The sequence below is a fragment of the Mesorhizobium sp. M0862 genome (assembly GCF_040319795.1).
Classification (GTDB): domain Bacteria; phylum Pseudomonadota; class Alphaproteobacteria; order Rhizobiales; family Rhizobiaceae; genus Mesorhizobium.
Genome location: NZ_JAMYOJ010000022.1, coordinates 1 through 22366 on the forward strand (window position 1 = coordinate 1; position 22366 = coordinate 22366).

Annotated in this window: 23 protein-coding genes; 8 read left to right on the forward strand and 15 right to left on the reverse strand. The window is 62.7% G+C overall.

Annotated features, from left to right (window positions below; translation table 11 throughout):
• Positions 1-162: 162 nt before the first annotated feature.
• The gene (locus NKI15_RS26060) at positions 163-507 is read right to left on the reverse strand and encodes a RidA family protein (protein WP_023672906.1); all 345 of its coding nucleotides are present in this window, start codon (positions 505-507) and stop codon (positions 163-165) included.
• A 207-nt stretch (positions 508-714) separates the two neighbouring features.
• On the opposite strand from NKI15_RS26060, the gene NKI15_RS26065 reads away from it, so the two are divergent.
• Positions 715-1053 (forward strand): protein tyrosine phosphatase family protein, encoded by a 339-nt coding sequence (locus tag NKI15_RS26065; RefSeq protein WP_352515429.1) that lies wholly within the window; start codon positions 715-717, stop codon positions 1051-1053.
• A 224-nt stretch (positions 1054-1277) separates the two neighbouring features.
• Here the strand turns inward: NKI15_RS26065 and NKI15_RS26070 are convergent, their stop codons facing one another.
• A complete protein-coding gene (locus NKI15_RS26070; RefSeq protein ID WP_023689628.1) occupies positions 1278-1745 on the reverse strand; it encodes an Lrp/AsnC family transcriptional regulator in 468 nt (155 codons plus the stop codon).
• 139 nt (positions 1746-1884) lie between these two features.
• On the opposite strand from NKI15_RS26070, the gene hppD reads away from it, so the two are divergent.
• Together hppD and NKI15_RS26080 are read left to right on the forward strand one after the other, a co-directional pair.
• Positions 1885-3000: a 4-hydroxyphenylpyruvate dioxygenase gene (gene hppD / locus NKI15_RS26075; RefSeq protein ID WP_352887363.1), complete on the forward strand. Its 1116-nt coding sequence runs from the start codon at positions 1885-1887 to the stop codon at positions 2998-3000.
• Between the two features lie 3 nt (positions 3001-3003).
• Positions 3004-3228, forward strand: coding sequence for a type II toxin-antitoxin system Phd/YefM family antitoxin (locus tag NKI15_RS26080; protein ID WP_023702307.1), 225 nt, complete (start codon positions 3004-3006; stop codon positions 3226-3228).
• A 3-nt stretch (positions 3229-3231) separates the two neighbouring features.
• On the opposite strand, the gene NKI15_RS26085 is transcribed toward NKI15_RS26080, so the two are convergent.
• The 5 genes from NKI15_RS26085 to hmgA are packed head-to-tail and all read right to left on the reverse strand — an operon-like array spanning position 3232 to position 7295.
• On the reverse strand, positions 3232-3768 hold the full coding sequence (locus NKI15_RS26085; protein WP_023821156.1) for a DinB family protein: 537 nt from the start codon (positions 3766-3768) through the stop codon (positions 3232-3234).
• Entirely contained in the window at positions 3765-4061 is a 297-nt protein-coding gene (locus NKI15_RS26090) for a hypothetical protein (protein ID WP_023821157.1), read from the reverse strand. The genes NKI15_RS26085 and NKI15_RS26090 overlap by 4 nt, the downstream gene beginning before the upstream one ends.
• Positions 4062-4073: 12 nt before the next feature.
• Entirely contained in the window at positions 4074-5087 is a 1014-nt protein-coding gene (locus NKI15_RS26095) for a fumarylacetoacetate hydrolase family protein (protein WP_023694416.1), read from the reverse strand.
• Positions 5084-5971 (reverse strand): MBL fold metallo-hydrolase, encoded by an 888-nt coding sequence (locus tag NKI15_RS26100; RefSeq protein WP_352515428.1) that lies wholly within the window; start codon positions 5969-5971, stop codon positions 5084-5086. The genes NKI15_RS26095 and NKI15_RS26100 overlap by 4 nt, the downstream gene beginning before the upstream one ends.
• A gap of 10 nt (positions 5972-5981) precedes the next feature.
• Positions 5982-7295 carry a homogentisate 1,2-dioxygenase gene (gene hmgA, locus NKI15_RS26105; protein WP_023689622.1) on the reverse strand — a complete coding sequence of 438 codons (1314 nt, stop codon included), beginning with the start codon at positions 7293-7295 and terminating at the stop codon, positions 5982-5984.
• A 118-nt stretch (positions 7296-7413) separates the two neighbouring features.
• On the opposite strand from hmgA, the gene NKI15_RS26110 reads away from it, so the two are divergent.
• Positions 7414-7848, forward strand: coding sequence for a MarR family winged helix-turn-helix transcriptional regulator (locus NKI15_RS26110; protein ID WP_031203942.1), 435 nt, complete (start codon positions 7414-7416; stop codon positions 7846-7848).
• 224 nt (positions 7849-8072) lie between these two features.
• Here NKI15_RS26110 and tdh read toward each other — a convergent pair whose 3' ends face one another.
• Positions 8073-9107, reverse strand: a complete 1035-nt coding sequence (gene tdh / locus NKI15_RS26115) for an L-threonine 3-dehydrogenase (protein WP_023689619.1) — start codon at positions 9105-9107, stop codon at positions 8073-8075.
• A gap of 44 nt (positions 9108-9151) precedes the next feature.
• Positions 9152-10339, reverse strand: a complete 1188-nt coding sequence (locus NKI15_RS26120) for a glycine C-acetyltransferase (RefSeq protein WP_352887369.1) — start codon at positions 10337-10339, stop codon at positions 9152-9154.
• A gap of 309 nt (positions 10340-10648) precedes the next feature.
• On the opposite strand from NKI15_RS26120, the gene NKI15_RS26125 reads away from it, so the two are divergent.
• Positions 10649-12715 carry a putative bifunctional diguanylate cyclase/phosphodiesterase gene (locus tag NKI15_RS26125; protein ID WP_023672920.1) on the forward strand — a complete coding sequence of 689 codons (2067 nt, stop codon included), beginning with the start codon at positions 10649-10651 and terminating at the stop codon, positions 12713-12715.
• Between the two features lie 21 nt (positions 12716-12736).
• On the opposite strand, the gene NKI15_RS26130 is transcribed toward NKI15_RS26125, so the two are convergent.
• Positions 12737-13141, reverse strand: coding sequence for a MarR family winged helix-turn-helix transcriptional regulator (locus tag NKI15_RS26130; protein ID WP_023672921.1), 405 nt, complete (start codon positions 13139-13141; stop codon positions 12737-12739).
• A gap of 192 nt (positions 13142-13333) precedes the next feature.
• On the opposite strand from NKI15_RS26130, the gene NKI15_RS26135 reads away from it, so the two are divergent.
• Entirely contained in the window at positions 13334-13741 is a 408-nt protein-coding gene (locus tag NKI15_RS26135) for a hypothetical protein (RefSeq protein WP_023682929.1), read from the forward strand.
• Positions 13742-13961: 220 nt separating this feature from the next.
• Here the strand turns inward: NKI15_RS26135 and NKI15_RS26140 are convergent, their stop codons facing one another.
• Positions 13962-16007: an oxidoreductase gene (locus NKI15_RS26140; protein WP_023739254.1), complete on the reverse strand. Its 2046-nt coding sequence runs from the start codon at positions 16005-16007 to the stop codon at positions 13962-13964.
• Between the two features lie 140 nt (positions 16008-16147).
• On the opposite strand from NKI15_RS26140, the gene queF reads away from it, so the two are divergent.
• A complete protein-coding gene (gene queF, locus NKI15_RS26145; RefSeq protein ID WP_023713074.1) occupies positions 16148-16609 on the forward strand; it encodes a preQ(1) synthase in 462 nt (153 codons plus the stop codon).
• A 219-nt stretch (positions 16610-16828) separates the two neighbouring features.
• Here queF and NKI15_RS26150 read toward each other — a convergent pair whose 3' ends face one another.
• From NKI15_RS26150 to NKI15_RS26165, 4 genes are all read right to left on the reverse strand, one after another.
• Complete coding sequence (locus NKI15_RS26150) at positions 16829-17440, reverse strand: hypothetical protein (RefSeq protein WP_352515426.1); 612 nt, start codon at positions 17438-17440, stop codon at positions 16829-16831.
• A 4-nt stretch (positions 17441-17444) separates the two neighbouring features.
• Complete coding sequence (locus NKI15_RS26155; protein ID WP_352515425.1) at positions 17445-17924, reverse strand: DUF3828 domain-containing protein; 480 nt, start codon at positions 17922-17924, stop codon at positions 17445-17447.
• A 92-nt stretch (positions 17925-18016) separates the two neighbouring features.
• A complete protein-coding gene (locus NKI15_RS26160; RefSeq protein WP_023682934.1) occupies positions 18017-19666 on the reverse strand; it encodes an ABC transporter substrate-binding protein in 1650 nt (549 codons plus the stop codon).
• Positions 19667-19727: 61 nt separating this feature from the next.
• Positions 19728-21278 carry a trimethylamine methyltransferase family protein gene (locus tag NKI15_RS26165; RefSeq protein WP_023816270.1) on the reverse strand — a complete coding sequence of 517 codons (1551 nt, stop codon included), beginning with the start codon at positions 21276-21278 and terminating at the stop codon, positions 19728-19730.
• Between the two features lie 89 nt (positions 21279-21367).
• Here NKI15_RS26165 and NKI15_RS26170 point away from each other — a divergent pair, with 89 nt between their 5' ends.
• A complete protein-coding gene (locus NKI15_RS26170; protein WP_023671586.1) occupies positions 21368-22270 on the forward strand; it encodes a LysR substrate-binding domain-containing protein in 903 nt (300 codons plus the stop codon).
• Positions 22271-22366: the final 96 nt, after the last annotated feature.

A 22366-nucleotide genomic window follows, 5' to 3' on the forward strand; every position in this document is an offset into this window, starting at 1 on the left:
CCCACCCCCCACACCAACCCCCTGCTCTCGGCCCCACCCGTCCTTTGGTAAACCCCCCCCGGGGGCGGGGGGGGGCGTGGGGGGGGGGGGGGGGTCGGCGCCAGCCCCCCACCCGGACCTTCGGTCCGACCTCCCCACAAGGGGGAGGTAGAAGGCTGCACTTTAAATCGCCGCCGTAACGATAATCTCGACAGTGTATTCCGGCCCTGCAAGCTTGGCCTCACCCGTGGCGCGGGCGGGCGTGTTGCCTTGCGGGACCCACTTGTCCCATTCCTTGTTCATCTCGGCGAAGGTGCCCATATCGGCCAGCCAGATGATCGCCTGCAGGATCTTGGTCTTGTCGGTGCCGGCCTTGGCCAGCAGTTCGTCGATAGATGCGAGGATCGACCTCGTCTGTTCGCCAACGCTGGCGCCGGGCGTTCCGACCTGGCCGGCGAGATAGACGGTGTTGCCGTGGATGACGATCTGGCTCATGCGCGGGCCAACATCGATGCGACGAATGCTCATGGGATGGTTCCTTCGTTTGTCGGTGCGCCTGTTTAGAGTCGCTGCCGCCTCCGGGCAAGGCCAACAGCGCGAAACCTCTTGAGCCTGGGTTGGATCTTGGGCCGCAAATGTCTATCTGCGCCGAGGGATTTCTTTCCGGCGCGGATTGCCGGCCTCGTGTGAGAGTGGCAAGACTTCGCGCCAAACCAGGTTGAGAGGATGAGAGCCATGGAATATCGAGAAATCAGCGAGGACTATTCGGTCTCGGGCCAGATCCAGCCCGAAGATGCCGCCGCCATCAAGGAAGCCGGTTTCAAGAGCGTGATCTGCAACCGACCGGATGACGAGCAGCCCGACCAGCCTTCGGCCGACAGCGTCAAGGCGGCGGTCGAAGCCGCGGGGCTGGCCTTCCGCTACATCCCGGTAATCAGCGGCCAGATCACAGCCGAGAATGTCGAAGATCAGGCCGAAGCGCTCGAAGCGCTCGAAGTCCCGGTGTTTGCCTATTGCCGCTCCGGCGCGCGCTGCACCAATCTCTACGGGCTGATTAAGCAGTCCAAGGGGTGAGCATCTGAGGCGCTGGCGATCCCTCACACCCCCCTCTGTCCTGCCGGACATCATCTCCCCCGCAAGGGGGGAGATCGGATGTCGCCTTCGCTTTTCGCCAATCGCCGACGTTGCAGGATGAGCGCTATCGACAAAGCTGCTGATCTCCCTCCTTGCGGGAGAGATGGCCGGCAGGCCAGAAGGGGGTGCTGTCCCGCCGACGTATCAACTGAAACTCTCTCAAACTAGATCGGCAGCGCCCCGGTCTCCTTCAGCGTCTCCAGCACGATCGCGGTCTTTACATGCTGCACGGAGTCGTGCGGCAACAGCACGCCGTTGACGAATTCCGACAGCGATTTCAGATCGGGGGTCACCACTTTCAAGATGTAGTCCATCTCACCGGTCAGCGCGTGCGCCTCCTGCACTTCCGGCAGCCGCGCCAGCAATTCGCCGAAGCGCCGCGCATTGTCGCGGTTGTGGGTGGCCAATGTCACCGAGATGACATTGACCAGCGAGAAGCCGAGCTTGTCGCGGTCGAGCACCGCCCGGTAGCCCTTGATATAGCCGTCCTCTTCCAACCGCTGGCGGCGGCGCGAGCATTGGGAGGCGGAGAGGTTCACCCGCTCCGACAGGTCGTTGTTGGTCAGCCGCGCATCGCCCTGCAGAAGTGCCATTATCTTGCGATCGAACTGATCGATGCGCGTCTCATTCATGATCTTTGGCCCGTTTGTGCACAATTCACGCACGATCTGATCATTTCAAGCGTTTGAATGCAAGCACCGTGCGGCCGCTCCGCGCTATCATGCGTCATCTCGTGGTCCGATGCGGCCACCATCCGTTTGGAGGAATGCCATGGGTCCCTTCCCGCACCACGCCCCGCCCGCAAAGATCAGCAAGGAAAACCCCGCCGGCACCGACGGTTTCGAGTTCGTCGAGTTCGCGCATGCGGAGCCGCAGAAGCTAGCCGAACTGTTCACCCGCATGGGCTATGTCGCGGTGGCCAAGCACCGCACGAAGGACATCACCGTCTGGCGCCAGGGCGACATCAACTATGTCGTCAATGCCGAGCCGGGTTCGCATGCGATGAAATTCGTCGACAATCACGGCCCCTGCGCCGCCTCGATGGCCTGGCGCGTGGTCGATGCAAAGCATGCGTTCGAGCATGCGGTATCGAAAGGCGCCACGCCCTACGACGGCAACGACAAGGCGCTCGACGTGCCGGCCATTGTCGGCATTGGCGGCTCACTGCTCTATTTCATCGAAGCCTATGGCAAGAAGGGCTCGGCCTATGATGCCGAGTTCGAGTGGCTGGGCGAACGCGACCCGCGGCCCCAAGGCGTCGGCTTCTATTTCCTCGACCACCTCACCCACAATGTCTATCGCGGCCAGATGGACAAATGGTGGGACTTTTATCGCGAATTGTTCGGCTTCAAGCAGATCCATTTCTTCGACATCGACGGCAAGATCACCGGCCTCGTCAGCCGCGCCATCACCTCGCCCTGCGGCAAGATCCGTATCCCGCTGAACGAGTCCAAGGACGACACCAGCCAGATCGCCGAGTATCTGAAGAAGTACAATGGCGAAGGCATCCAGCATATCGCTGTCGGCACCGACGACATCTACGCCGCCACCGACAAGCTTGCCGACAACGGGCTGAAGTTCATGCCCGGTCCGCCGGAGACCTACTACGACATGTCGTACAACAGGGTGAACGGGCATGACGAGCCGATCGAGCGGATGAAGAAGCACGGCATCCTGATCGACGGCGAAGGCGTGGTCGACGGCGGCATGACCAAGATCCTGCTGCAGATATTCTCCAAAACCGTGATCGGCCCGATCTTCTTCGAATTCATCCAGAGGAAGGGCGACGAAGGTTTTGGCGAAGGCAATTTCCGCGCGCTGTTCGAGTCGATCGAGCAGGACCAGATCAAGCGCGGCGTGATCAAGGTCGATGGCAAGGCGGCGTGAACCGTGAACGTCTCCATAACCGAAGCAAAGGCCAAACTATCGGAACTCGTCGGCCGCGCGGAAGCCGGCGAGGAGATAGTCATCACTCGTCACGGCAAGATCGCGGCGCGGCTCGTGGCACCAGTTCGAGAAGACTTGTTGTCGCGCATAGGTGCCCTGAAGGGCAAGATTTGGATTTCTGACGATTTCGACAAACTCGGCCCTGAATGGAACGAGTACACCAGATAAAGGTCAGAGGCCCAGCCGCTCGACCTCTTCCTTCCTCACCTTCAAATCATAATCGAGCAAAAACTCGTCCAGCTGCGGCGGCGCGACCGAGCTGCCCGAGAGCATCGCGTGAACCTGGCCGCGATGGTGGATGTCGTGGAGGAAGACATGGGCGAGAATGTCGCCGATCTTTTCGGGGATCATGCCGTCCTCGCGCCGGTCCGTGATGACCTGACGGTCGAGATCCGCCTCCGACAGCTTCTCGCAAAAGGCGATTAGGCGTCGATCTGCTGCGACCTGGGCGGCAAACAGCGCCTGCGGCACATCGAACGGCACGTAGTCGTCATAAGCGGCCGCACCGACGCCGCCTTCTTCGAGAAAATCGAGATAGAGTTGATCGACCGCGAGGATGTGGTTGAGCGTCGCCTTGATCGACGGGAAGAAGCTTGTGCGCTCGGCTTCGAATTCGCCGGGCTTTAGCTGCAGCACGGCGCGATAGAGCCGGTCGTTCGACCAGAGATTGTTGCCGGCCATGCGGCTGAAATGCTCGAGCAGGGTCACGCGTTCATTCGTCTGATCAGGCCAATGCCAGCCGCCATCACCGCGAAGCCGGCGACAACGATCAGCAGCAGCCGGTTCATGCGCCGCCGCATCGCCTGCGTCTCCTCGTCCCGCGCCACATTGGTGTTGGTGATGGTGCGGAACATCATCGCCTTGCGCGGGTAGCCACTGCGGTTGGTCAGATCGGGCGAGCGCGCCTCGATGCGGTAGCTCAGCCGGATCGCCTGGATGAAGACCACCAGAATGGCCAGCGCCCAGACGCCGGCCAGCAGGTAGAACGCCTCTCCCGTCACTATTGCCCCCTCTTATGCCTGGGACTTCTCGACCTTCTGCTCGATGGCGCCGAAGATCGAGTTTCCGCTTTTATTCTTCATCTCGATACGCACTGTATCGCCAAAGCGCAGGAACGGCGTCTTGGGCTCGCCAGACTCAATGGTCTCGATCATGCGCAGTTCAGCGATGCAGGAATAGCCGGCGCCGCCGGCCGCCACCGGTTTGCCCGGCCCGCCATCCAGCTTGTTGGAGACGGTGCCGGAGCCGATGATGGTGCCGGCAACCAGCGGCCGTGTCTTTGCGGCATGGGCAATCAGCGCCGGGAAGTCGAAGGTCATGTCGACGCCGGCATTGGCACGGCCGAACGGCTTGCCGTTGACGTCGGCGAGCAGAGGCAGGTTGACCTTGCCGCCATCCCAGGCGTCGCCGAGTTCGTCCGGCGTCACCGCCACCGGCGAAAAAGCCGAGGACGGCTTCGACTGGAAGAAGCCAAACCCCTTGGCGAGCTCGGGTCCGGTGAGCGCGCGCAGCGTCACATCATTGACCAGCATGACCAGCCGGATCGCAGCGCGCGCCTGGTCGAGGCTGGCGCCCATCGGCACATCGTCGACGACGACGGCGACCTCCGCCTCCATGTCGATGCCGAAGGCTTCGTCCGCCGCGCGGATCGGCTCGCGCGGCGCGATAAAGGAATCCGAGCCACCCTGGTAGATCAGCGGATCGGTCCAGAAGCTTGCCGGCATCTCGGCGCCGCGGGCTTTGCGCACCAGCTCGACATGGTTCACATAGGCAGAGCCATCGGCCCATTGATAGGCGCGCGGCAGCGGCGAATGGGCGTCATGCTCATGGAAGCGTGCCGACGGCACCGCATTGTTCTCCAGCGATTCGGCGATCGTCGCCAGGTGCGGCGAAATCCGCTGCCAGTCGTCGAGTGCCGCCTGCAGCGTGCGCGCCAGGAACGAGGCGTCGGTGAAGCGCGTCAGGTCGCGCGAGACGACGACAAGCTTTCCGTCGCGCGTCCCGTCCCTCAATGTGGCAAGCTTCATGCGGTTTCCTCTCCTGATGCGGCTTTGGCGCCGTCTAAGTTCACAACAAGGCGGTCGTGGGCAATCGTCAAGTCACCCACCCACGATTTCCTGACAGCAGCCTCCCAGTCGGCCTCGCCGATCTCGGGATCGTCGGCCGGAATGAGGTGGTTGAGCACCAGCCTCTTCACCCCGGCATCGCTGGCGATGCGGCCTGCCTGCTCGGCAAATGAGTGGCTGGCAAGCAGATGCTCTTTCAGCCGCGCGCCATTGCCGGTCCTGGCGACCAGCCGCTCGATGCCCTCGTCCAGCATGGCTTCATGGACGAGGATGTCGGCATTTTTGGCGAAGCCGGCGAGCGGCGGGAAGAAGGCGGTGTCGGATGAGAAGACGACGCTTTTACCGCCTTGCTCGAACCGCAGCGCGAAACAGTCGGTTACCGGTGGATGGTCGACGCGCAGTGCCGAGACCTTCAGGCCGCGTTGTGCGAAAACCTGGCCTTCGCCGAATTCAACGATCGAAACCAGTTCGCGGATGTCCGGCCTGCCTTCGTCGACGATTCGGATCTCGATGTCGAACTCCATCGCCTGGCAGAAGCGCCGCCAGTAATGGCCGGTGCCGGGCGGTCCGAACAACGTCACCGGACTGGCCAGACCGGCGGTCCAGGCGGTGTGGAGCAGCGCCCCCAGTTCCAGCACATGATCGGAATGCAGATGGGTGACGAAGATCAGGTCGAGCGCCTTCAGGCTGACGCCGGCATCGACCAGGCCACGCGTGACACCCAGCCCGCAATCGACGACGATGGTCCGCCCGCCAAGCTCCAGCAGCGACGAACTCGGCCACGGCCCGCCCGACCGCAATGCCGGGCCGCCTTTCGAGCCGAGAAGCACCAGCCGGTCGCTCATCGAGCTGATCTCAAGACCAGTCGCCCTCCGGCGTGCCGTTGAAGCGCTTCTTCAGGTCGGTCCAGCAGTCAATGTAATTGTCCTGCCTTGTTTCAAGCTCGGCGCCGTAGCGGGTCAGCATTTGCGGGAATCGGGTCTCGAACATGAAGGCCATCGTGTTGTCGAGCTTGACCGGTTTCAGCTCGGAGCGCGAGGCCTTTTCGAAGCCAGGTGCGTCGGGGCCGTGGGCCAGCATCAGATTGTGCAGGCTGATGCCGCCGGGCACGAAGCCTTCTTCCTTGGCGTCGTACTGGCCATGGATCAGGCCCATGAACTCGCTCATGATGTTGCGGTGGTACCAGGGCGGCCGGAACGTGTCTTCCGCCACCAGCCAGCGCGGCGGGAAGATGACGAAGTCGATATTGGCGGTGCCCTCCTCGCCGCTCGGCGCCGTCAGCACGGTGAAGATCGACGGATCGGGATGGTCGAACAGGATGGCGCCGACCGGCGAAAACGTCGCCAGATCATATTTGTAGGGCGCATAGTTGCCGTGCCAGGCGACGACGTCGAGCGGCGAATGGCCGATCTCGGTGACGTTGAAATTGCCGCACCATTTCACCGTCAGCCGGCACGGCGTCTCCTTCTCCTCGAACCAGGCGCTGGGCGTCTTGAAGTCGCGTGGGTTGGCCAGGCAGTTGGCGCCGATCGGGCCGCGGTCGGGCAGCGTCAGCTTGGCGCCGTAATTCTCGCAGACATAGCCGCGCACTTCCTTGTCGGCGAGCTCGACCTTGAACACCAGACCGCGCGGCAGCACGGCGATCTCGCCGGGCCGAAGCTCGATGACGCCCATCTCGGTGACAAAGCGCAAGGCGCCGACCTGGGGGACAATCAGCAACTCGCCGTCGGCGTTGAAGAAATGGTCGTCGACCATCGAGCGGTTGGCGACATAGACATGCGCCGCCATGCCGCTTTGGCCCAGCACGTCGCCGGCGGTGGTGATGGTGCGCATCCCTTGAATGAAATCGGTCGGCTCCTTCGGCATCGGCACCGGGTTCCAGCGATACTGCCCGAGCGCCAGTTCGTGGTCGCCGACATTGGGTGCTGTCTTCCACAAGGGATAGCTCGCTGCCTTGAAGCGGCCGGTGTGTTTTACGCTCGGCCGGATGCGGTAGAGCCAGGAACGCTCATTGGTGCCGCGCGGCGCGGTGAAGGGCGAGCCCGATAGCTGTTCGGCATAGAGCCCGTAAGCCGGCCGTTGCGGCGAGTTCCGCCCCTGCGGCAGCGAGCCGGGTAGCGTCTCGGTTTCGAAGTCGTTGCCGAAGCCCGGCATGTAGGAAAAGGTCATCCGATCCTCCCTGACCCCGGCCCCGCGATGCGCTGCTTGCCGGCGATGTTGACCAAACTGGTTTCATTTGTAACCATCGAAAATGTAACTATCAACCGCGAACGCATCCACGGTGCAGATGGAAATCCTCGAACTCGAAAGCTTCCTGCCCTATCGGCTCTACCGGCTGGCCGACGCCGTCAGCCGCGAATTTTCAAAAATCTACCGCGACCGCCACGGCCTGACGCGGCCGGAATGGCGCACTCTTTCGGGGTTGGGCCAGCGCGGCACGATGACGGCGACAGCGCTTGGCGAGCAGTCGGCCATGCACAAGACCAAGGTGTCGCGCGCGGTGGCCGAGCTTGAGCGGCGGCGCTGGCTGGTACGCACAACCGACGAGAATGATCGACGTGTAGAGCATCTGGCGCTGACGAAGGCGGGGCTGGCGGCCTATGGCGAAATGGTGCCGCTGGCGAAGGCGTTTGAACGGGAGTTGCTGGAGAGGCTGAGCACAGAGGAGCGGACAGCGATTGTGAGCGGCGTGGCGGCGCTGGAGGGAGCGTTGGGTGAATAAAGAATCTGCTCCGCCGTGATCCTTCACACCCCCCTCTGTCCTGCCGGACATCTCCCCCGCAAGGGGGGAGATCAGATGTCGCGAAGGCTTTCGCCAATCTCCAATGTTGCAGAGGTTGGCGAGCCGTCAAAGCTGCCAATCTCCCTCCTTGCGGGGGAGATGGCCGGCAGGACAGAGGGGGGTGCTGTCCCGCCGGCTTCTCCAGCTAGAACGTGCCTCTGCGCCTACCAATCCATCACCACCTTACCCGAACTGCCGCTCCTCATCGCATCAAACCCCACCTGAAAATCATCAATCCCGATGCGGTGCGTGATCAGACCCGATACATCCAGCGGCCCCTGCACCAAGGCGATCATCTTGTACCAAGTCTCGAACATCTCGCGGCCGTAGATGCCCTTCAAGTGCAGCATCTTGAAGATGACCTTGTTCCAGTCGATCTCGAAGCCGGTCGGCGCGATGCCGAGAATGGCGATCTTGCCGCCATTGTTCATGGTGTCGATCATGTCGCGGAAGGCGGGCGCGGCGCCCGACATTTCCAGGCCGACATCAAAACCTTCGGTCATGCCGAGCGCCGGCATGACATCCCTAAGCTTTTCCTTCGAGGCGTCGACGACATGCTGGACGCCGAGCTTTTTGGCCAGCGCCAGCCGCACCGGGTTGATGTCGGTGATGACCACTTTTCGCGCGCCCACACATTGCGCCACCAGCGCGCCCATGATGCCGATCGGTCCGGCTCCGGTGACCAGCACGTCTTCGCCGACGAGATCGAAGGACAGGGCGGTGTGGACGGCATTGCCGAGCGGATCGAAGATCGCGGCGATTTCGTCGGGCACATCGTCGGGGATCGGCACGACATTGTGCTGCGGGATCGCCAGATATTCGCCGAAGGCGCCGGGACGGTTGACGCCGACGCCGAGCGTGTTGCGGCAGAGGTGCCCTCGCCCGGCGCGGCAATTGCGGCAATGGCCGCAGACGATATGGCCTTCGCCCGAAACACGCTGGCCGACCTTGTATTCGGTGACCGCAGCGCCGAAATCAGCCACCGTGCCGACGAATTCATGGCCGGTCACCATCGGCACCGGCACGGTCTTCTGCGCCCACTGGTCCCAATTGTAGATGTGGACGTCGGTGCCGCAGATCGCCGTCTTCTTGACCTTGATCAGCACGTCGTTGGGGCCGATCTCCGGCACCGGTACCTCTTCCATCCAGATGCCCGGTTCGGCCTTGGCCTTCACCAGCGCCTTCATCATGTTCGACATGCTTTTGTCCCTTGAATCCCTTGATCCGGAATCGCTTTTGGCGATCAGGAAATGACGCCCAGTTCCTTGCCGACTGCGGCGAATGCCGCCACGGCGCGGTCGATGTCGGCGGCGTAATGCGCCGCCGACATCTGCGTGCGGATGCGCGCCTGGCCTTTCGGCACCACCGGGAACGAAAAACCGATGACATAGATGCCGCGCTTCAGCATACGCGCCGCCATTTCCTGCGCCAGGCTGGCATCGCCCAGCATCACCGGGATGATCGGGTGATCGGCGCCGGCCAACGTGAAGCCGAGCTTGCCCATCTCGGACCGGAAGCGCGCCGCATTGGCATAGAGGCGCTGGCGCAGGGCGTCGCCATTTCGGATCAGCTCGAACACCTTGATCGAGGCGCCGGCGATCGCCGGCATCAGCGTGTTGGAGAAGAGATAGGGCCGCGAGCGCTGGCGCAGCCAGTCGACCACCTGGCTTTTGCCCGAGGTGTAGCCGCCCGAGGCGCCGCCCAGCGCCTTGCCGAGCGTGCCGGTGATGATGTCCACCCTGCCCTCGACGCCGCAATGCTCGGCCGAGCCGCGGCCGTTTTTGCCGACGAAGCCGACGGCATGGCTGTCGTCGACCATCACCATGGCGTCGTATTTGTCGGCGAGGTCGCAGACGCCTTTCAGATTGGCGATGATGCCGTCCATAGAAAACACGCCGTCGGTGGCGATCAGCCGGAAGCGGCAGTCTTTCGCCTCCTTCAGCCGGGCTTCGAGATCGGCCATCTCGTTGTTGGCGTAGCGGAAACGCTTGGCCTTCGACAGTCGCACGCCGTCGATGATCGAGGCATGGTTCAGCGCATCGGAAATGATCGCATCCTCCTCGCCGAGCAGTGTCTCGAACAGGCCGCCATTGGCGTCGAAGCAGGAGCCGTAAAGGATGGTGTCGTCCATGCCGAGGAATGATGAAATCGTTGCTTCAAGCTGCTTGTGCTCTTCCTGCGTGCCGCAGATGAAACGCACCGAAGCCATGCCGTAGCCGTAGCGGTCCAGCGCGCCTTTGGCTGCATCGCGCAATTCTGAGCTGTCGGCGAGGCCGAGATAGTTGTTGGCGCAGAAGTTCAGCACCTTGTCGCCGCCGACTTCGATCTCAGCCGACTGGGTCGAGGTGATCACCCGCTCGGATTTGTAGAGCCCGGCGGATTTCAGCCCTTGCAGTTCGTTGTCGATATGGGAGAGGAATGCCGCGCTCATGATCAGGTCCTGTTGAGATTGGCGCGACTGTCGCGCTACGCGCACTAAAAATCCACCGCAAAAGCGACCGCTTCGGTGGCGCGGCTGCCTCAACCCTGGCGCGATCCGATCGCATGGCCAGCATGCTAGAGTAGCAGGCACGCGAATACGGCCATGCCGCGAAAGAACATGATAACCATCTCGGCAGCTTTCGTTTACTGCGGAAGCAGCAGTTCCGCCGGCTTCCAAACCTGTTAACCCTTTCAAGGCAATGGTGTTCTTGCCACGAATCGGTGGCAGAAATCCGTCGACCGAGGGGTCACCTAGAATATGTCGCAGCAGCCGGCGCAAACCGTCTCGGGCAAACTCATCCTGCTGATCAAGAGCGGCTACTGGCTGGCGCTGCTGATCATCGCCGCCATGGTGATGGCCTCCTTCATCCTGCTGCAGCAGATGATGGCGGCGCAACAGCACAACCATACTCTGCTCGACATCGTCAGCACCCAGAAGGCGCTGTCGCAGCGCATTGTCTTTTTGACCAGCGCAACCGGCTCCGCCGCGCGTGACAAGCAGCCGGCCCTGGTTGCCGCGCTGAAACAGGCGACCGCCGAGTTCGAGACGAACTACGACCTGCTGCTCAAACAGACGGGAGCCGACCCACTGTCGCCAGCATTGTCCGATCCAAAGTCGATCGAGAGCGTCCTTTACGGCAAGCCGTTCCACCTCGACTATTTCTCGGTCGGGCTGGTCGCCAATGGCGAAAGGCTGATCTCGTCCTTCGAATCCCAGCTCTCCGGCAATGCCGCCTACAAGGGCGGCGGCGAGCGCGTCAATCTCGATGCTTCCGTCGCCAATGCGACGCTGTCGGGTTATGCCGCGCTCGGCCAACGCATCGCCGCATTCGCAGACGAGCGGTCGGAAAAGCTCCTCGATCTCCATCGCACCTTGTTCTACGCCACCATCGGCGTCATCGTCCTGGTGGCGCTTTTCATCTTCCGGCCGATGTCGAAGGCGATCCTGCGCAAGACGCACGAGCTTGTCGATGCCCGCAACTCGATGGCCTTCATCGCCGTACATGACGGGCTGACCGGCCTGCACAACCGCACCTTCCTGACCGACCACTTCGAAACGCTGATCAAGGGCGCGCATCGCCGGCGCGAGAGGCTGGCGGTCATCCAGCTCGACCTCGACCGGTTCAAGCAGATCAACGACACACTCGGCCACGCCGCCGGCGACTATGTGCTGGTCGTCACCGCGCAGCGCATGCGCGATTCCTGCCGTGCGTCGGATCTCTGCGCGCGCCTTGGCGGCGACGAATTCGTGATGATCCTCAATGGCGCCGGCGGCCCCGAGGACATCAACATGCTGGCCCGGCGCATCCTGGAGGAGATCAACGAGCCGATTACCTTCCAGGGCACGACCATCCTTCCAGGGGCCAGCGCCGGCATTGCCGTCTATCCCATCGACGCCGACAATGCCGAGGATCTGCTCGTCCACGCCGACCTCGCGCTCTATTCCGCCAAAAAGCTCGGCGGCGGCAGCTTCTCGTTCTTCTCCGAGGAACTCAGGCGCGAGCTAGACTACCGCAAGCAGCTCGAGCACGACATCAAGGTCGCGATTTCGGAGAACGCCTTCCAAGTCTATTTCCAGCCGCAGGTGTCGCTGAGCAACGGCGCCATCAGCGGCATCGAGGCGCTGGTGCGCTGGAAGCATGCCGAGCGCGGCATGATTGCGCCGGGCGAGTTCATTCCGGTCGCCGAAAAATGCGGCTTCATGCCCGAGATCGGCCGCATCGTCTTTACCAAGGCGATCGAGCAAGCAGCCGAATGGGATCGCGCCGGCATCGCTTTCGGCCGGCTTGCCGTCAACGTGTCCGGCACCGAGCTGCGCGAACCCGACTTCGACCGCTTCCTGTTCGCGACGCTGGAAAAGGCCGGCCTTGCTCCGCAGAAACTGTCGCTGGAAATCGTCGAATCCGTCATTCTCGACGACGAGAAGACGGGCATCGCGGCGAAGCTGCGCCACATCCGCGCTGCCGGCGTCCATCTTGAGCTCGACGATTTCGGCACCGGCTATGCCTCGCTCAGCCACGTCAATCCCAACGAGATCGACCGGCTGAAGATCGACCGCCGCTTCGTCCAGAACATCAACGAGAATGGCGACAACACCAAGATCGTGCGCGCCATCACCGAGCTGGCGCGCGGTCTCGGCATTTCGATCGTCGCCGAGGGCGCGGAAACCGAAGCCGAGCTCGATTCGCTGATGGCAATCGGCTGCGATCAGGTGCAGGGCTATTCCATCGCCTTCCCGATGCCGCAGGACAAAGCGCGCGAATGGCTGCTGGCGCGCAGCCCGAAGAAAGCCAAGCTGAAGGTGCTTCAGGGCAATTTAGCCTAGACTATTGCCCACCGGTGCCGGTCATTTGGCCGGCGCGACATTCGCCCGCAATGCCGCCAGCACCTCGGCGAACTCCGCCAGCCTGTCGTCCGGCAATCCCGCGCGCAGCCGCTTGTCGAAGATGAGAGCCGCCGCCCGCAGCTTCAGGAACATCGTTTCGCCCGCCTGCGTCAGCTCGACCAGATGAACCCGGCGGTTGTCCGGATCGCGGCGGCGCGTCAGCAAGCCTTGCGCCTCCATGGCGTTGAGATGGTGGGTGAGCGTGGCGCCCTGGATGCCGATCATGCCGGCAAGTTCGCGTTGGTTGGCAAGCTCGCTCGACTTGACCGAAAGCAAGGTCAGCCACACCGGCAGCGTGCCCCCGGCCTCGACCAAAGCGGCGTCAAATGCCTGCGCCACCAGCTTGGAGGTGCGCGCGAGATTCATGCCGATTGGCGGACGGTCAAAGGGAGTCATGCGCCGACAGTAGAACAAGGCGCCGAGCGATGGAACGCGGCATTATACATTGACATCGAACCATTTGATACCTAACTATCATGGGTGTCGATCTACCGAGTTCGTATCATCCTGCATTCGACAGGGATCCGAGGACGGGCGGCGGGCAAGGAGGAAGCGGTCATGCAATATGTCTACATCGTCGTTATCGGCCTTCACGTCATGGCCGGTGTGTTCTGGGCCGGCACCACCATCACGCTTGCCCGCGACCCCGAGATCAGGGCGGAGCGCTTTATCGGACCGCAAATGGGCTCGGCCGGCATGGTGTTCGTGACCGGCGCCCTGCTCTGGTATTTCTTCCACGGCGCCTATTTCGGCTCGATGGAAATGGTGCTGGCGCTAGGCATCCTGGCCGCCTTCGCCGCTGCCGGCGTTCTCAGCGTCGTCGTCCGCAAGACCAGCCGGCAGCTTGCCGGCGCGGACGTCGCAACGGAAGCGGCGCTGCGCACCAAAATGGCCCGCGGCGAGCGCATCGCCGCCTGGCTGCTGGTGCTCACCGTGCTTTGCATGGCGACCGCCAGGATGATTTGAGCCCTGCCGCGCGTCGCCTCCCGGTTGAAGACCATTCCGCATCGTGCGTCGCCTGGCTCTCGGCTGGTGGCGTACGCGGCGCGCAGTTCGGACGGATGTGCAAGGTGGCTCTCCGCACAGAGGTTTGGCTGCGCGCCACCCATCACTTTGATCGATCGAGATGCGCCCGCCGGAAGGGTGAGATCGAGCTTTGGAACAAGCCGTAGGCCGGCTTGTAGGCTCAAACCCGCAAGCCGAACCTGATGCCGTCATAGATGGCGGCATGGATGTTGCGCGAGGCGACTGCATCGCCGATGCGCAACAGCACGAAGCCGCCTTCGGGATTGCGTGAAGGAAAAATATCGCCGCCGCCGACCAGCCGCTCATAGTCGACCGCGCCACCATTCTTCGACAGCGGTTTCAGCTGGAGATAGAGATCGTCGAGCGGCGCCGTGCCGTGCTCGACCACCACCTGGTCGACCCGCCTCTCGCCGCGCCAGCCGTCGGCAAAGTCGGAGGCGAGTTCGGCGACCAGCTGGTTGCCCTCGCGCCGTACCGAGCGCAGCCTGGTGTTGATGGTGATGGTGACGCCCTTCTCCTGGAAGGCGCGCATATAGGGCACGTGGTTCATGCCGCCCATTTCGGGGGCGAAGAAGCGCTCCGGCGAAACCAGCTCCAGTTTTGACCCTGCATTGGCGATCAGCTCCGCCGCGCCCATGCCCTGGTGGCCACCATTGTCGTCGAAGAGCAGCACGTTCTCCGCCGCCTTGATGCTGCCGGCCATGATGTCCCAACTCGACGTGACGAGATTGTCGCCTGATGTCAGCGGCGGGTTCTGTGGCAGGCCGCCGGTGGCGATCACCACCACGTCGGGCGACAGCGCCAGCACTTCGTCCTGCTCGGCCCAGGTGTCGTAGCGGATCCCGACGCCGAGCCGGTCGAGTTCGGCCAGCCGCCAGTCGATGATGCCGATCAACTCCTTGCGGCGCGGGTTCTGCGTTGCCAGCCGAACCTGGCCGCCGGCCTGACCGGAGGCTTCAAGCACCGTGACATGATGGCCGCGTTCGGCCATCACGCGAGCTGCCTCGAGCCCGCCAGCGCCAGCGCCAACGACAACGACGTTCCGCCTGGGCCCTTCGGTCTTCAGGATGATATGCGGAATCTCGGCCTCGCGGCCGGTCGCCGCATTGTGGACACAGAGCGCCTCGCCGCCTTCATAGATACGATCGAGGCAATAGGTGGCGCCGACGCAAGGCCGGATCTCGTGCTCGCGGCCTTCCATGACCTTCTTGATGATGTGCGGATCGGCGATATGGGCGCGGGTCATGCCGACCATGTCGAGCTTGCCGGTGGCGATGGCATGGCGCGCCGTGGCGACATCGGAAATCCGCGCCGCATGGAAGGTCGGGAACTTCGTCGCCGCCCTCACCTCGCCGGCAAAATCGAGATGCGGCGAAGAGCGCATGCCGGCGACCGGGATGACCTTGGTTAGTGCCGCATCGCTCTCGATCGAGCCGCGAATAATGTTGAGGAAATCGACCTTGCCGGAACCGGCCAACCGCCGGGCGATCTCAACGCCCTCCTCCTTCGACAGGCCTTTGTCAAAATCCTCATCGGCGACCATACGGATGCCGACGACGAATTTTTCGCCGACCGCCGCCCGCACGGCATCCAGCACCATGTCGGTGAAGCGCAGCCGGTTGTCGAGCGAACCGCCGAACTCGTCGTCGCGATGGTTGGTGGCCGGCGACCAGAAGCCGTCCATCAGATGGCCGTAGGATTCGAACTCGATGCCGTCGAGGCCGGCGGCCTGGCAGCGCTGCGCAGCGGACGCATAGTCGGCGACGATACGCTCGATGTCCCAGTCCTCGATGGTTTTGGGGAACGCGCGGTGCGCCGGCTCACGCACCGGCGAAGCCGATAGCACCGGCAGCCAGTCGGCCTTGTTCCAGCCGGTGCGGCGACCAAGATGGGTGATCTGGATCATCACCTTGCAGTCATGCTCGTGGCAGGCGTCCGCCAGTTCGGCCAGCCACGGCACGATGCGGTCGTCATAGACATGCAGATTGCCAAAGGCGGCCGGGCTGTCGCGCGAGACGATGGCCGAGCCCGCCGTCATGGTCAGCGCCATGCCGCCCTTGGCCTTTTCGGCATGGTAGAGCCGGTAGCGCTGTTTCGGCATGCCGTCCTCTGAATAGGCCGGCTCGTGGCTGGTCGACATCACCCTGTTCTTCAGCGTCAGGTGTTTGAGCTGGTAAGGCTGGAGAAGCGGGTCGTTGCTGGTCATCATCTTCCTGCCATTCCAGTTTGTGTCGGAGCAGCGCGCGCTGCTCCAGTTCTTGTCTTGAGCATCGAATTTATCCGAAAATCGCTGCACACTTTTTGATCCGATGCTAATGAGCGCGGAAAATCCCCAGGAAAACCACGATGATCGATACCAAAACCCTCACCCAGCTCGGCGCCCACGTCGAGACGCCACAGAGCCCGGAGACCGCGGTCCTGGAGACCGTGCCGTTCCAGCGCGGCGACGGACCGCCGGCGATCGTGCGCTTCACCTGCCCGGAATTCACCTCGCTCTGCCCGGTAACCGGACAGCCGGATTTCGCTCATATCGTCATCGACTACGCACCCGATGCCACCCTTGTGGAATCGAAGTCGCTCAAACTGTTTTTGACTTCGTTTCGCAACCATGGCGCTTTCCATGAAGACTGCACGGTGATGATCGGCCGCCGCATTGTGGCGGCAACGAAGCCGCTGTGGTTGCGCATAGGCGGCTATTGGTATCCGCGCGGCGGCATTCCGATCGATGTCTTCTGGCAGACCGGCGCTCCGCCCGAAGGCGCCTGGTTGCCCGACACCGGCGTTGCCCCCTATCGCGGAAGGGGCTGAAGCTATTTTGCGGAACTTTAGCGGGACAGCGCCCCCCTCTGTCCTGCCGGACATCTCCCGCACACGGGGGGAGATTGGCCGCCACATAGGCTTTAGCTAATCTCAAATGATGCGGAGCGGGCGAGACGCTGGAACTGCTGATCTCCCCCCGTGTGGGGGAGATGTCCGGCAGGACAGAGGGGGGCGCGAAGGATCGCAGGCGCTGACCCTCAATCAACATTATTCGCACTGATACTGGCTGAGCGCCCATTCACCGGTCACCGAAAGCAGATCGGATATCTTCCAGTCGCCGTCGACTTTCCTGAATTTCCATTCAAGGCGATGCGGGTTGCCGGCGACGACGAAGGCGACAATGACCTTGGCCTGGTCGCCATTGATCGCTTCGAGTGTCTTCAGGCTCTTATCGATCTCGGTCTTGTCATAGTCGGCATTGTCGAGCGCCATGTTGGGGTCGAGACATTCTCCCTGCCCGGATGTGCGCAACGCGTCGCTCTTGTCGAGAACGGTTTTTGCCGGGTCGATGAAGTGGCTGCGCTGCGCCGGATCGATCTCCAGTCCCACCTGATCGTAAAATGGCCGCACCACCGCCGTCGGGGATCCCGGCAGAATGGGTGCGGCCGGTGGGGCGTCGGCCGGCGGCCACCCAACCGGCGGTGTCGCCGGTTCCACCGCTGTCCCGGGTGGATTTGCGGGCGGTGCTGCGCCGGCCGGTGCCGTCACGGCCGGCGCATTGGCTGGCGGCGGGCCCAACAGGCCTTGTGCTGCGGCTGCGCTCATACCCACCGACAGCACGCACATGGGCGACAGCGCCAAGGCAACACGGCGGAGCACGGGATCACTCCGGCGCTTTGTCGGGCATGCATTCCAGCGCGCTCAGCGTCCAGCTGCTGGTCTTGGAGGTGATGTCGGCGACCTTCCATTTGCCGTCGATTTTCTTCAGCGACCACACCATTTCGCGTTTGGAATCATCGCCTTCCGCAAAAAGGCTGAAGGTGGCGGTGACTTCGGCCGTATCGCCATTGACGGTCTCGGCCAGCTTCAATGTCTTGGCAATCGACTTCTGGTCGAAATCCTGGGCGTCGAGGCCGGGATCGAAGTCGAGGCAGGCGACTTCGTCGGGCTTGTTCTTCGTTGCCTGGTCGTTGAGATCGAACAGCTTGGTCACCGGCTCGGTGAAGCGGTCGCGGTACTTTGCGTCTCCCTCGAATTTCACTTCAGGCACATAAAAGAACTTCACCGCGTTGGAAGCCGGCCCGGCCAGCACTGTCGCTGGCAAGGCAATCGAAAAGACAGCGGCAAGCACTATCGGTTTCATGCAGGATCTCCGGACGTTTGGCGGCAAGGTGCAATACCAGACATCCTGCATATCGGTTTTTTTGCGGCTCATGAAGCCCCGGCTGCACCGTCTCAGCCATCAAGCCAGACGTTCTGCAGGTCCATCTCGAAGGTCTGGTGGACGCCGTAGTTCTTCACCTTCTTGTTCATGTGGCTGTAGAGCTTCTGCCAGAAGGGTTGAATGATGACGCCGGAATCCTGCAGGATCTGCTCGACATCCTTCATCACCTCACGCCGCTTCTCCACATCGATCAGCGACAGCGCCTGCTTCAGCTTGGCGTCGAAGTCCGGGTTGGAATAGGCCGATTCATTCCAGGCCTCGCCGGTGCGATAACCAAGCGCCAGGACCTGGACGCCAAGCGGGCGCATGTACCAGATGGTCATCGAATAGGGATATTTCGTCCAGTCGTTCCAGAAGGTCGAGCCCGGCAGCACCGTGCGCTTGACCTTGATGCCGGCGTCGCGCAGTTGGCCGGCAATCGCGTCGCCGGTGTTCTTCTGCCAATCGTCCTCGACGGTGATCAGCTCGTGCTCGAAATCGGCCTGCCCAGCGTCGGCCATCAGTTTCTTGGCGCCGGCCGCGTCGCGCGTCTTCTTGGGCAGTGCGAAATATTCAGGATGGATAGGGCTGACATGGTGGTTTTCACCGACCGTCCCTCGCCCGGCATAGCCGAGTTCCAGCACCGCATTGTTGTCGACCGCCATCTGCAGCGCGTTGCGCACCCGCTGGTCGTCATAGGGCTTGTGGGTAACGTTCGTGCGGGCAACCAGCGTGGTTGCCGTCGCAACCTCGGACTTCTCCAGCCCCATCTTATCCAGGATGTCGATGAAGTCGGCCGGCGTCTCGAAATTGAGGTCTATCTCGCCGGATTCGAAGGCGTTGATCGAAGCGTTGAAGTCGGTGCCGTAGTCGATGAACTCGACGCTGTCGAGCGGCGCTTCACCACCCCACCACTTGCCGTTTTCACGACGCTTGACCACCGCCTTCTGGCCGACATCGTAGGAGACCAGTTCGAACGGGCCCGTGCCGATCGGCTTCTTGACCGGATCGGCGCCTTCGGCGTCGAAATTGCGGTGGACGACGAGCGCGGGATAATCGGTGAGGTTCGGGATCAGCGAAATGTCGGGCGCGCTGAGCGTCAGCTTGACCGTATTGTCGTCGACCTTGGCGATCGCGCCTTCCCTGGCCTTGCCCGACTTTTCGTCGATCAGCCCGCCGACGCGAGCGGCCATGGAGTTGCCGGCGACCTTCTTCTCGCACCAGCGGGTAACATTGAAGACCACGTCATCGGCGTTGAAAGCATCGCCATTGTTCCAGGTGATGCCCTTGCGCACATGCAACGTGTATTCCGTGGCGTCGTCATTGATGTCCCAGCTTTCGAGCAGCACTGGCTCGAAGGTGAATTCCCTGGTGTAGCGGACCAGCGGCTCCAGCCAGCAGCGCGAGATGTTGGCGAGTTCCACCCAGTCATAGGTGCGCGGATCTTTTTGGGCCTTGACCGACATCGATATGTGCAGCGTGCCGCCCTTCTTCGGCTCCTCGGCAAAAGCCTGTCCCGGCGCGGCAAGGCCGATCATGCCGTAGGCCAGCGCCGTCGATGCGCCGAACGCACTTGCCAATGCAAGAAACTCGCGCCGGTCCATACGGCCAGCACGCGTCTCTTGCGCCATCGCCTCGATGGCCGTTGGCACGCGATCGCCATTGCTTTTGAAAAGTGTCATGTCTTTCTCCCTTGTGGTTCCCATCGGGTCTTCGCCCGTTATCAACTCATTCGTCGTTCTCTTAGCTAACGCTGTCGGGCAGCCTCTCTTCGCGCTGCGCGATAAAGTCCCTGAGGCCCTCGGCAATACCCTCATCGAGTTTCGGCTCTTCATAGTCGGCCAGCATGTTGCGGGCTTTCTCGCGGCCGCGCGTGTCGTGGTCCTTCGCCCCTCCAGCCTTCCATTGTTCGTAGGAGTTGAAATCCATGATGGTGGGCATGAAGAATGCCGACTCGTAATGATCGAGCGTGTGCTGGGTGCCGAGGAAATGGCCCTGCGGCCCGACCTCGCGGATCGCCGCCATGGCCTCCTTGAAGTCGTCGAACGGCAGGCCGCCGGCATATTTGTACCAGCCGACAAGCTGCTCGCAGTCGGTGGCGAATTTCGAATAGCCGCATGTCAGCCCGGCCTCCAACCAGCCGGCGGAGTGCCAGATATAATTGGCGCCGGCGAGGATGGCGGCATGCATCAGCATGTTGGATTCATAGCCGGCCTGGGCGTCGTTGAGCTTGGAGCCGACATGGAAGCCGGAGGTTCGCCAGGGCAGTTTGTATTTCCGCGCCAGCGCGCCCATCAGATACATCATCTGGGCGGCTTCCGGCGTGCCGCCCATCGGCGCGCCGGTCTTCATGTCGACCGTCACCATGAACTGGCCGTAGATTTGCGGCGAACCCGGGCGCAGCAGTTGGGTGAAAGCGACGCCGGCCAGTGCTTCGGCATTGACCTGCGCCACCGCGCCGACGGCCGAGGCCGAAGTCGATGCGCCGCACAGCGCAAAGGGAGCCAGGATCAGCGGCTGATTGCTGCGCGCATAGACCTTCATCGCGTCCAGCATGGTGGCGTCCCACACCAGCGGCGAGTTGCAGTTGGTAATCGACACCAGCACCGGGTTGTCGCGAACGAAATCTTCGCCAAAGACGATGCCCGCCATCGCCATCGTGTCTTCGGCGCGGTCTTTGGAAGTAACGATGCCCATGAACGGCTTGTCGGAATGCTTCAGCGCCGAATGGATGATGTGGAGATGCCGTTTCGGCACCGCGATCTCCATCGGCTCGCAGATGATCGAACTCGACGAATGCAGCGCCGGGGCCATGTAGGCGAGCTTGTGGAAATTGTTGAGGTCTTCAAGCGTGCCATAACGCCGGTTGTTGTCGAGGTCGCGCACGTAAGGCGCGCCATACATCGGCGCGAAGATGGAGTTCTTGCCGCCGACGCGCACGGTGCGCTCGGGATTACGCGCATTGAGGGTGAATTCGGACGGAACCTTCGCGACCAGTTCCATCAGCAGGCCGCGGTCGATGCGGACGCGTGTCTCGGACACGTCGGCGCCCGCCACCTTCCACATGGCGATCGCCTCGTCGTCGCGGAACTCGCAACCGACCTCTTCGAGGATGGCGAGTGACTCCTGGTGGATCAGTTCCACCGCCTCGTCCGGGACCATCTGGTAGGTGGGGATCTCGCGGACCAGCGTCGGGAACGAGGTGACGGGGGCGCTCCTCAGCGCCTTGCGTCCGAGGCGACCGCCGCCGCGGCGGTGGGTTTGCTCGGTCAGTTCAGCGGCCGGTGCGTTCATGGAGCCTCCTCATTCCGTCCAACCAAGTTAGCGAGAGGAAATATGGATGTGATGCTGGAAAATCCTGATCTCTTGTATAAGCTCAGCTTATGCGAAGCCTGCGCCACCTCCTGCCCTCGGCCGGCAGCCTGATCGTCTTCGAGGCGGCGGGCCGGCTGTCGAGCTTCACCGCTGCCGGGCGCGAGCTCGGCATGACGCAGGCCGCCGTCTCCTATGCGGTGCGCGGGTTGGAGGAACAGCTTAGCGCGCAGCTGTTCCAGCGCCGCCACCGCCAGGTCGTCCTGACAGAAGCGGGCGAACGCTTCCATGCCGACGTCTCGCTCGGTCTGTCGCATATCCGCAAATCGGCCGAGGATCTGCGCCTGCAGGCGAGCGGCGGCCATGTCACGCTGGCGGCGTCGACCGCCTTCGGCTCGTTCTGGATGATGCCGCGCCTGCAGCAGTTCCGCGACGAACTGCCGGGCATCGACTTGCGCATCCAGACCGCCGACCGTGATCTCGACATCATCGCCGAGGGCATCCCGCTCGCCGTTCGCGGCGGCGAACCGCGCGACTGGGCCGATTATCATTCGCTGCCGCTGGCCGACGAGGAGATTTTTCCGGTGGTTGGCGCCAGCTATCTCGCGAAATTCGGCATGCCAAGGAGCGTCGCGGAGCTGGCGACGCATCGCCTGATCCACCTCGAGGAGCCCTACCGCGAGGCGGCTAGCTGGGACGAATGGTTCCAGTCTGCGGGCGGCAGGCTCGACAACACCGCGCGCGGCCTGCGCATCAACGATTACGGCCTCGTGATCCAGGGCGTCATGGAGGGCCAGGGCATCGCGCTCGGCTGGCGGCATCTGGCCGAACGGCTCCTGGCGTCGGGGCTGCTGGTGCCGGTGACCGACCATGTGCTGAGAACCGGCAAGGCGTTCTATGTGGTTTGGCCGAAGAACCGGGAGTTGAGCGAGAATGCGCGGAAAGTCAGGGACTGGCTGGCGGCGCAGGCTTGAAATCGGTTGCAGCGTAGTCACTATCGCGGAGTTCCTTCACACCCCCCTCTGTCCTGCCGGACATCTCCCCCGCAAGGGGGGAGATTGGCAGTTCAT

Bases quoted from the DNA above. Each gene is read 5' to 3' on its own strand.
- NKI15_RS26065 (WP_352515429.1), top strand. From the start codon at position 715: ATGGAATATCGAGAAATCAGCGAGGACTATTCGGTCTCGGGCCAGATC.
- NKI15_RS26170 (WP_023671586.1), top strand. From the start codon at position 21,368: ATGCGAAGCCTGCGCCACCTCCTGCCCTCGGCCGGCAGCCTGATCGTC.
- NKI15_RS26120 (WP_352887369.1), bottom strand. From the start codon at position 10,339: ATGAGCGCGGCATTCCTCTCCCATATCGACAACGAACTGCAAGGGCTG.
- NKI15_RS26060 (WP_023672906.1), bottom strand. From the start codon at position 507: ATGAGCATTCGTCGCATCGATGTTGGCCCGCGCATGAGCCAGATCGTC.
- NKI15_RS26160 (WP_023682934.1), bottom strand. From the start codon at position 19,666: ATGACACTTTTCAAAAGCAATGGCGATCGCGTGCCAACGGCCATCGAG.
- tdh (WP_023689619.1), bottom strand. From the start codon at position 9,107: ATGTCGAACATGATGAAGGCGCTGGTGAAGGCCAAGGCCGAACCGGGC.
- NKI15_RS26135 (WP_023682929.1), top strand. From the start codon at position 13,334: ATGCAATATGTCTACATCGTCGTTATCGGCCTTCACGTCATGGCCGGT.
- hppD (WP_352887363.1), top strand. From the start codon at position 1,885: ATGGGTCCCTTCCCGCACCACGCCCCGCCCGCAAAGATCAGCAAGGAA.
- queF (WP_023713074.1), top strand. From the start codon at position 16,148: ATGATCGATACCAAAACCCTCACCCAGCTCGGCGCCCACGTCGAGACG.
- NKI15_RS26100 (WP_352515428.1), bottom strand. From the start codon at position 5,971: ATGAGCGACCGGCTGGTGCTTCTCGGCTCGAAAGGCGGCCCGGCATTG.
- NKI15_RS26140 (WP_023739254.1), bottom strand. From the start codon at position 16,007: ATGACCAGCAACGACCCGCTTCTCCAGCCTTACCAGCTCAAACACCTG.
- NKI15_RS26130 (WP_023672921.1), bottom strand. From the start codon at position 13,141: ATGAATCTCGCGCGCACCTCCAAGCTGGTGGCGCAGGCATTTGACGCC.
- NKI15_RS26155 (WP_352515425.1), bottom strand. From the start codon at position 17,924: ATGAAACCGATAGTGCTTGCCGCTGTCTTTTCGATTGCCTTGCCAGCG.
- NKI15_RS26165 (WP_023816270.1), bottom strand. From the start codon at position 21,278: ATGAACGCACCGGCCGCTGAACTGACCGAGCAAACCCACCGCCGCGGC.
- NKI15_RS26110 (WP_031203942.1), top strand. From the start codon at position 7,414: ATGGAAATCCTCGAACTCGAAAGCTTCCTGCCCTATCGGCTCTACCGG.
- NKI15_RS26070 (WP_023689628.1), bottom strand. From the start codon at position 1,745: ATGAATGAGACGCGCATCGATCAGTTCGATCGCAAGATAATGGCACTT.
- NKI15_RS26125 (WP_023672920.1), top strand. From the start codon at position 10,649: ATGTCGCAGCAGCCGGCGCAAACCGTCTCGGGCAAACTCATCCTGCTG.
- NKI15_RS26095 (WP_023694416.1), bottom strand. From the start codon at position 5,087: ATGAAGCTTGCCACATTGAGGGACGGGACGCGCGACGGAAAGCTTGTC.
- hmgA (WP_023689622.1), bottom strand. From the start codon at position 7,295: ATGACCTTTTCCTACATGCCGGGCTTCGGCAACGACTTCGAAACCGAG.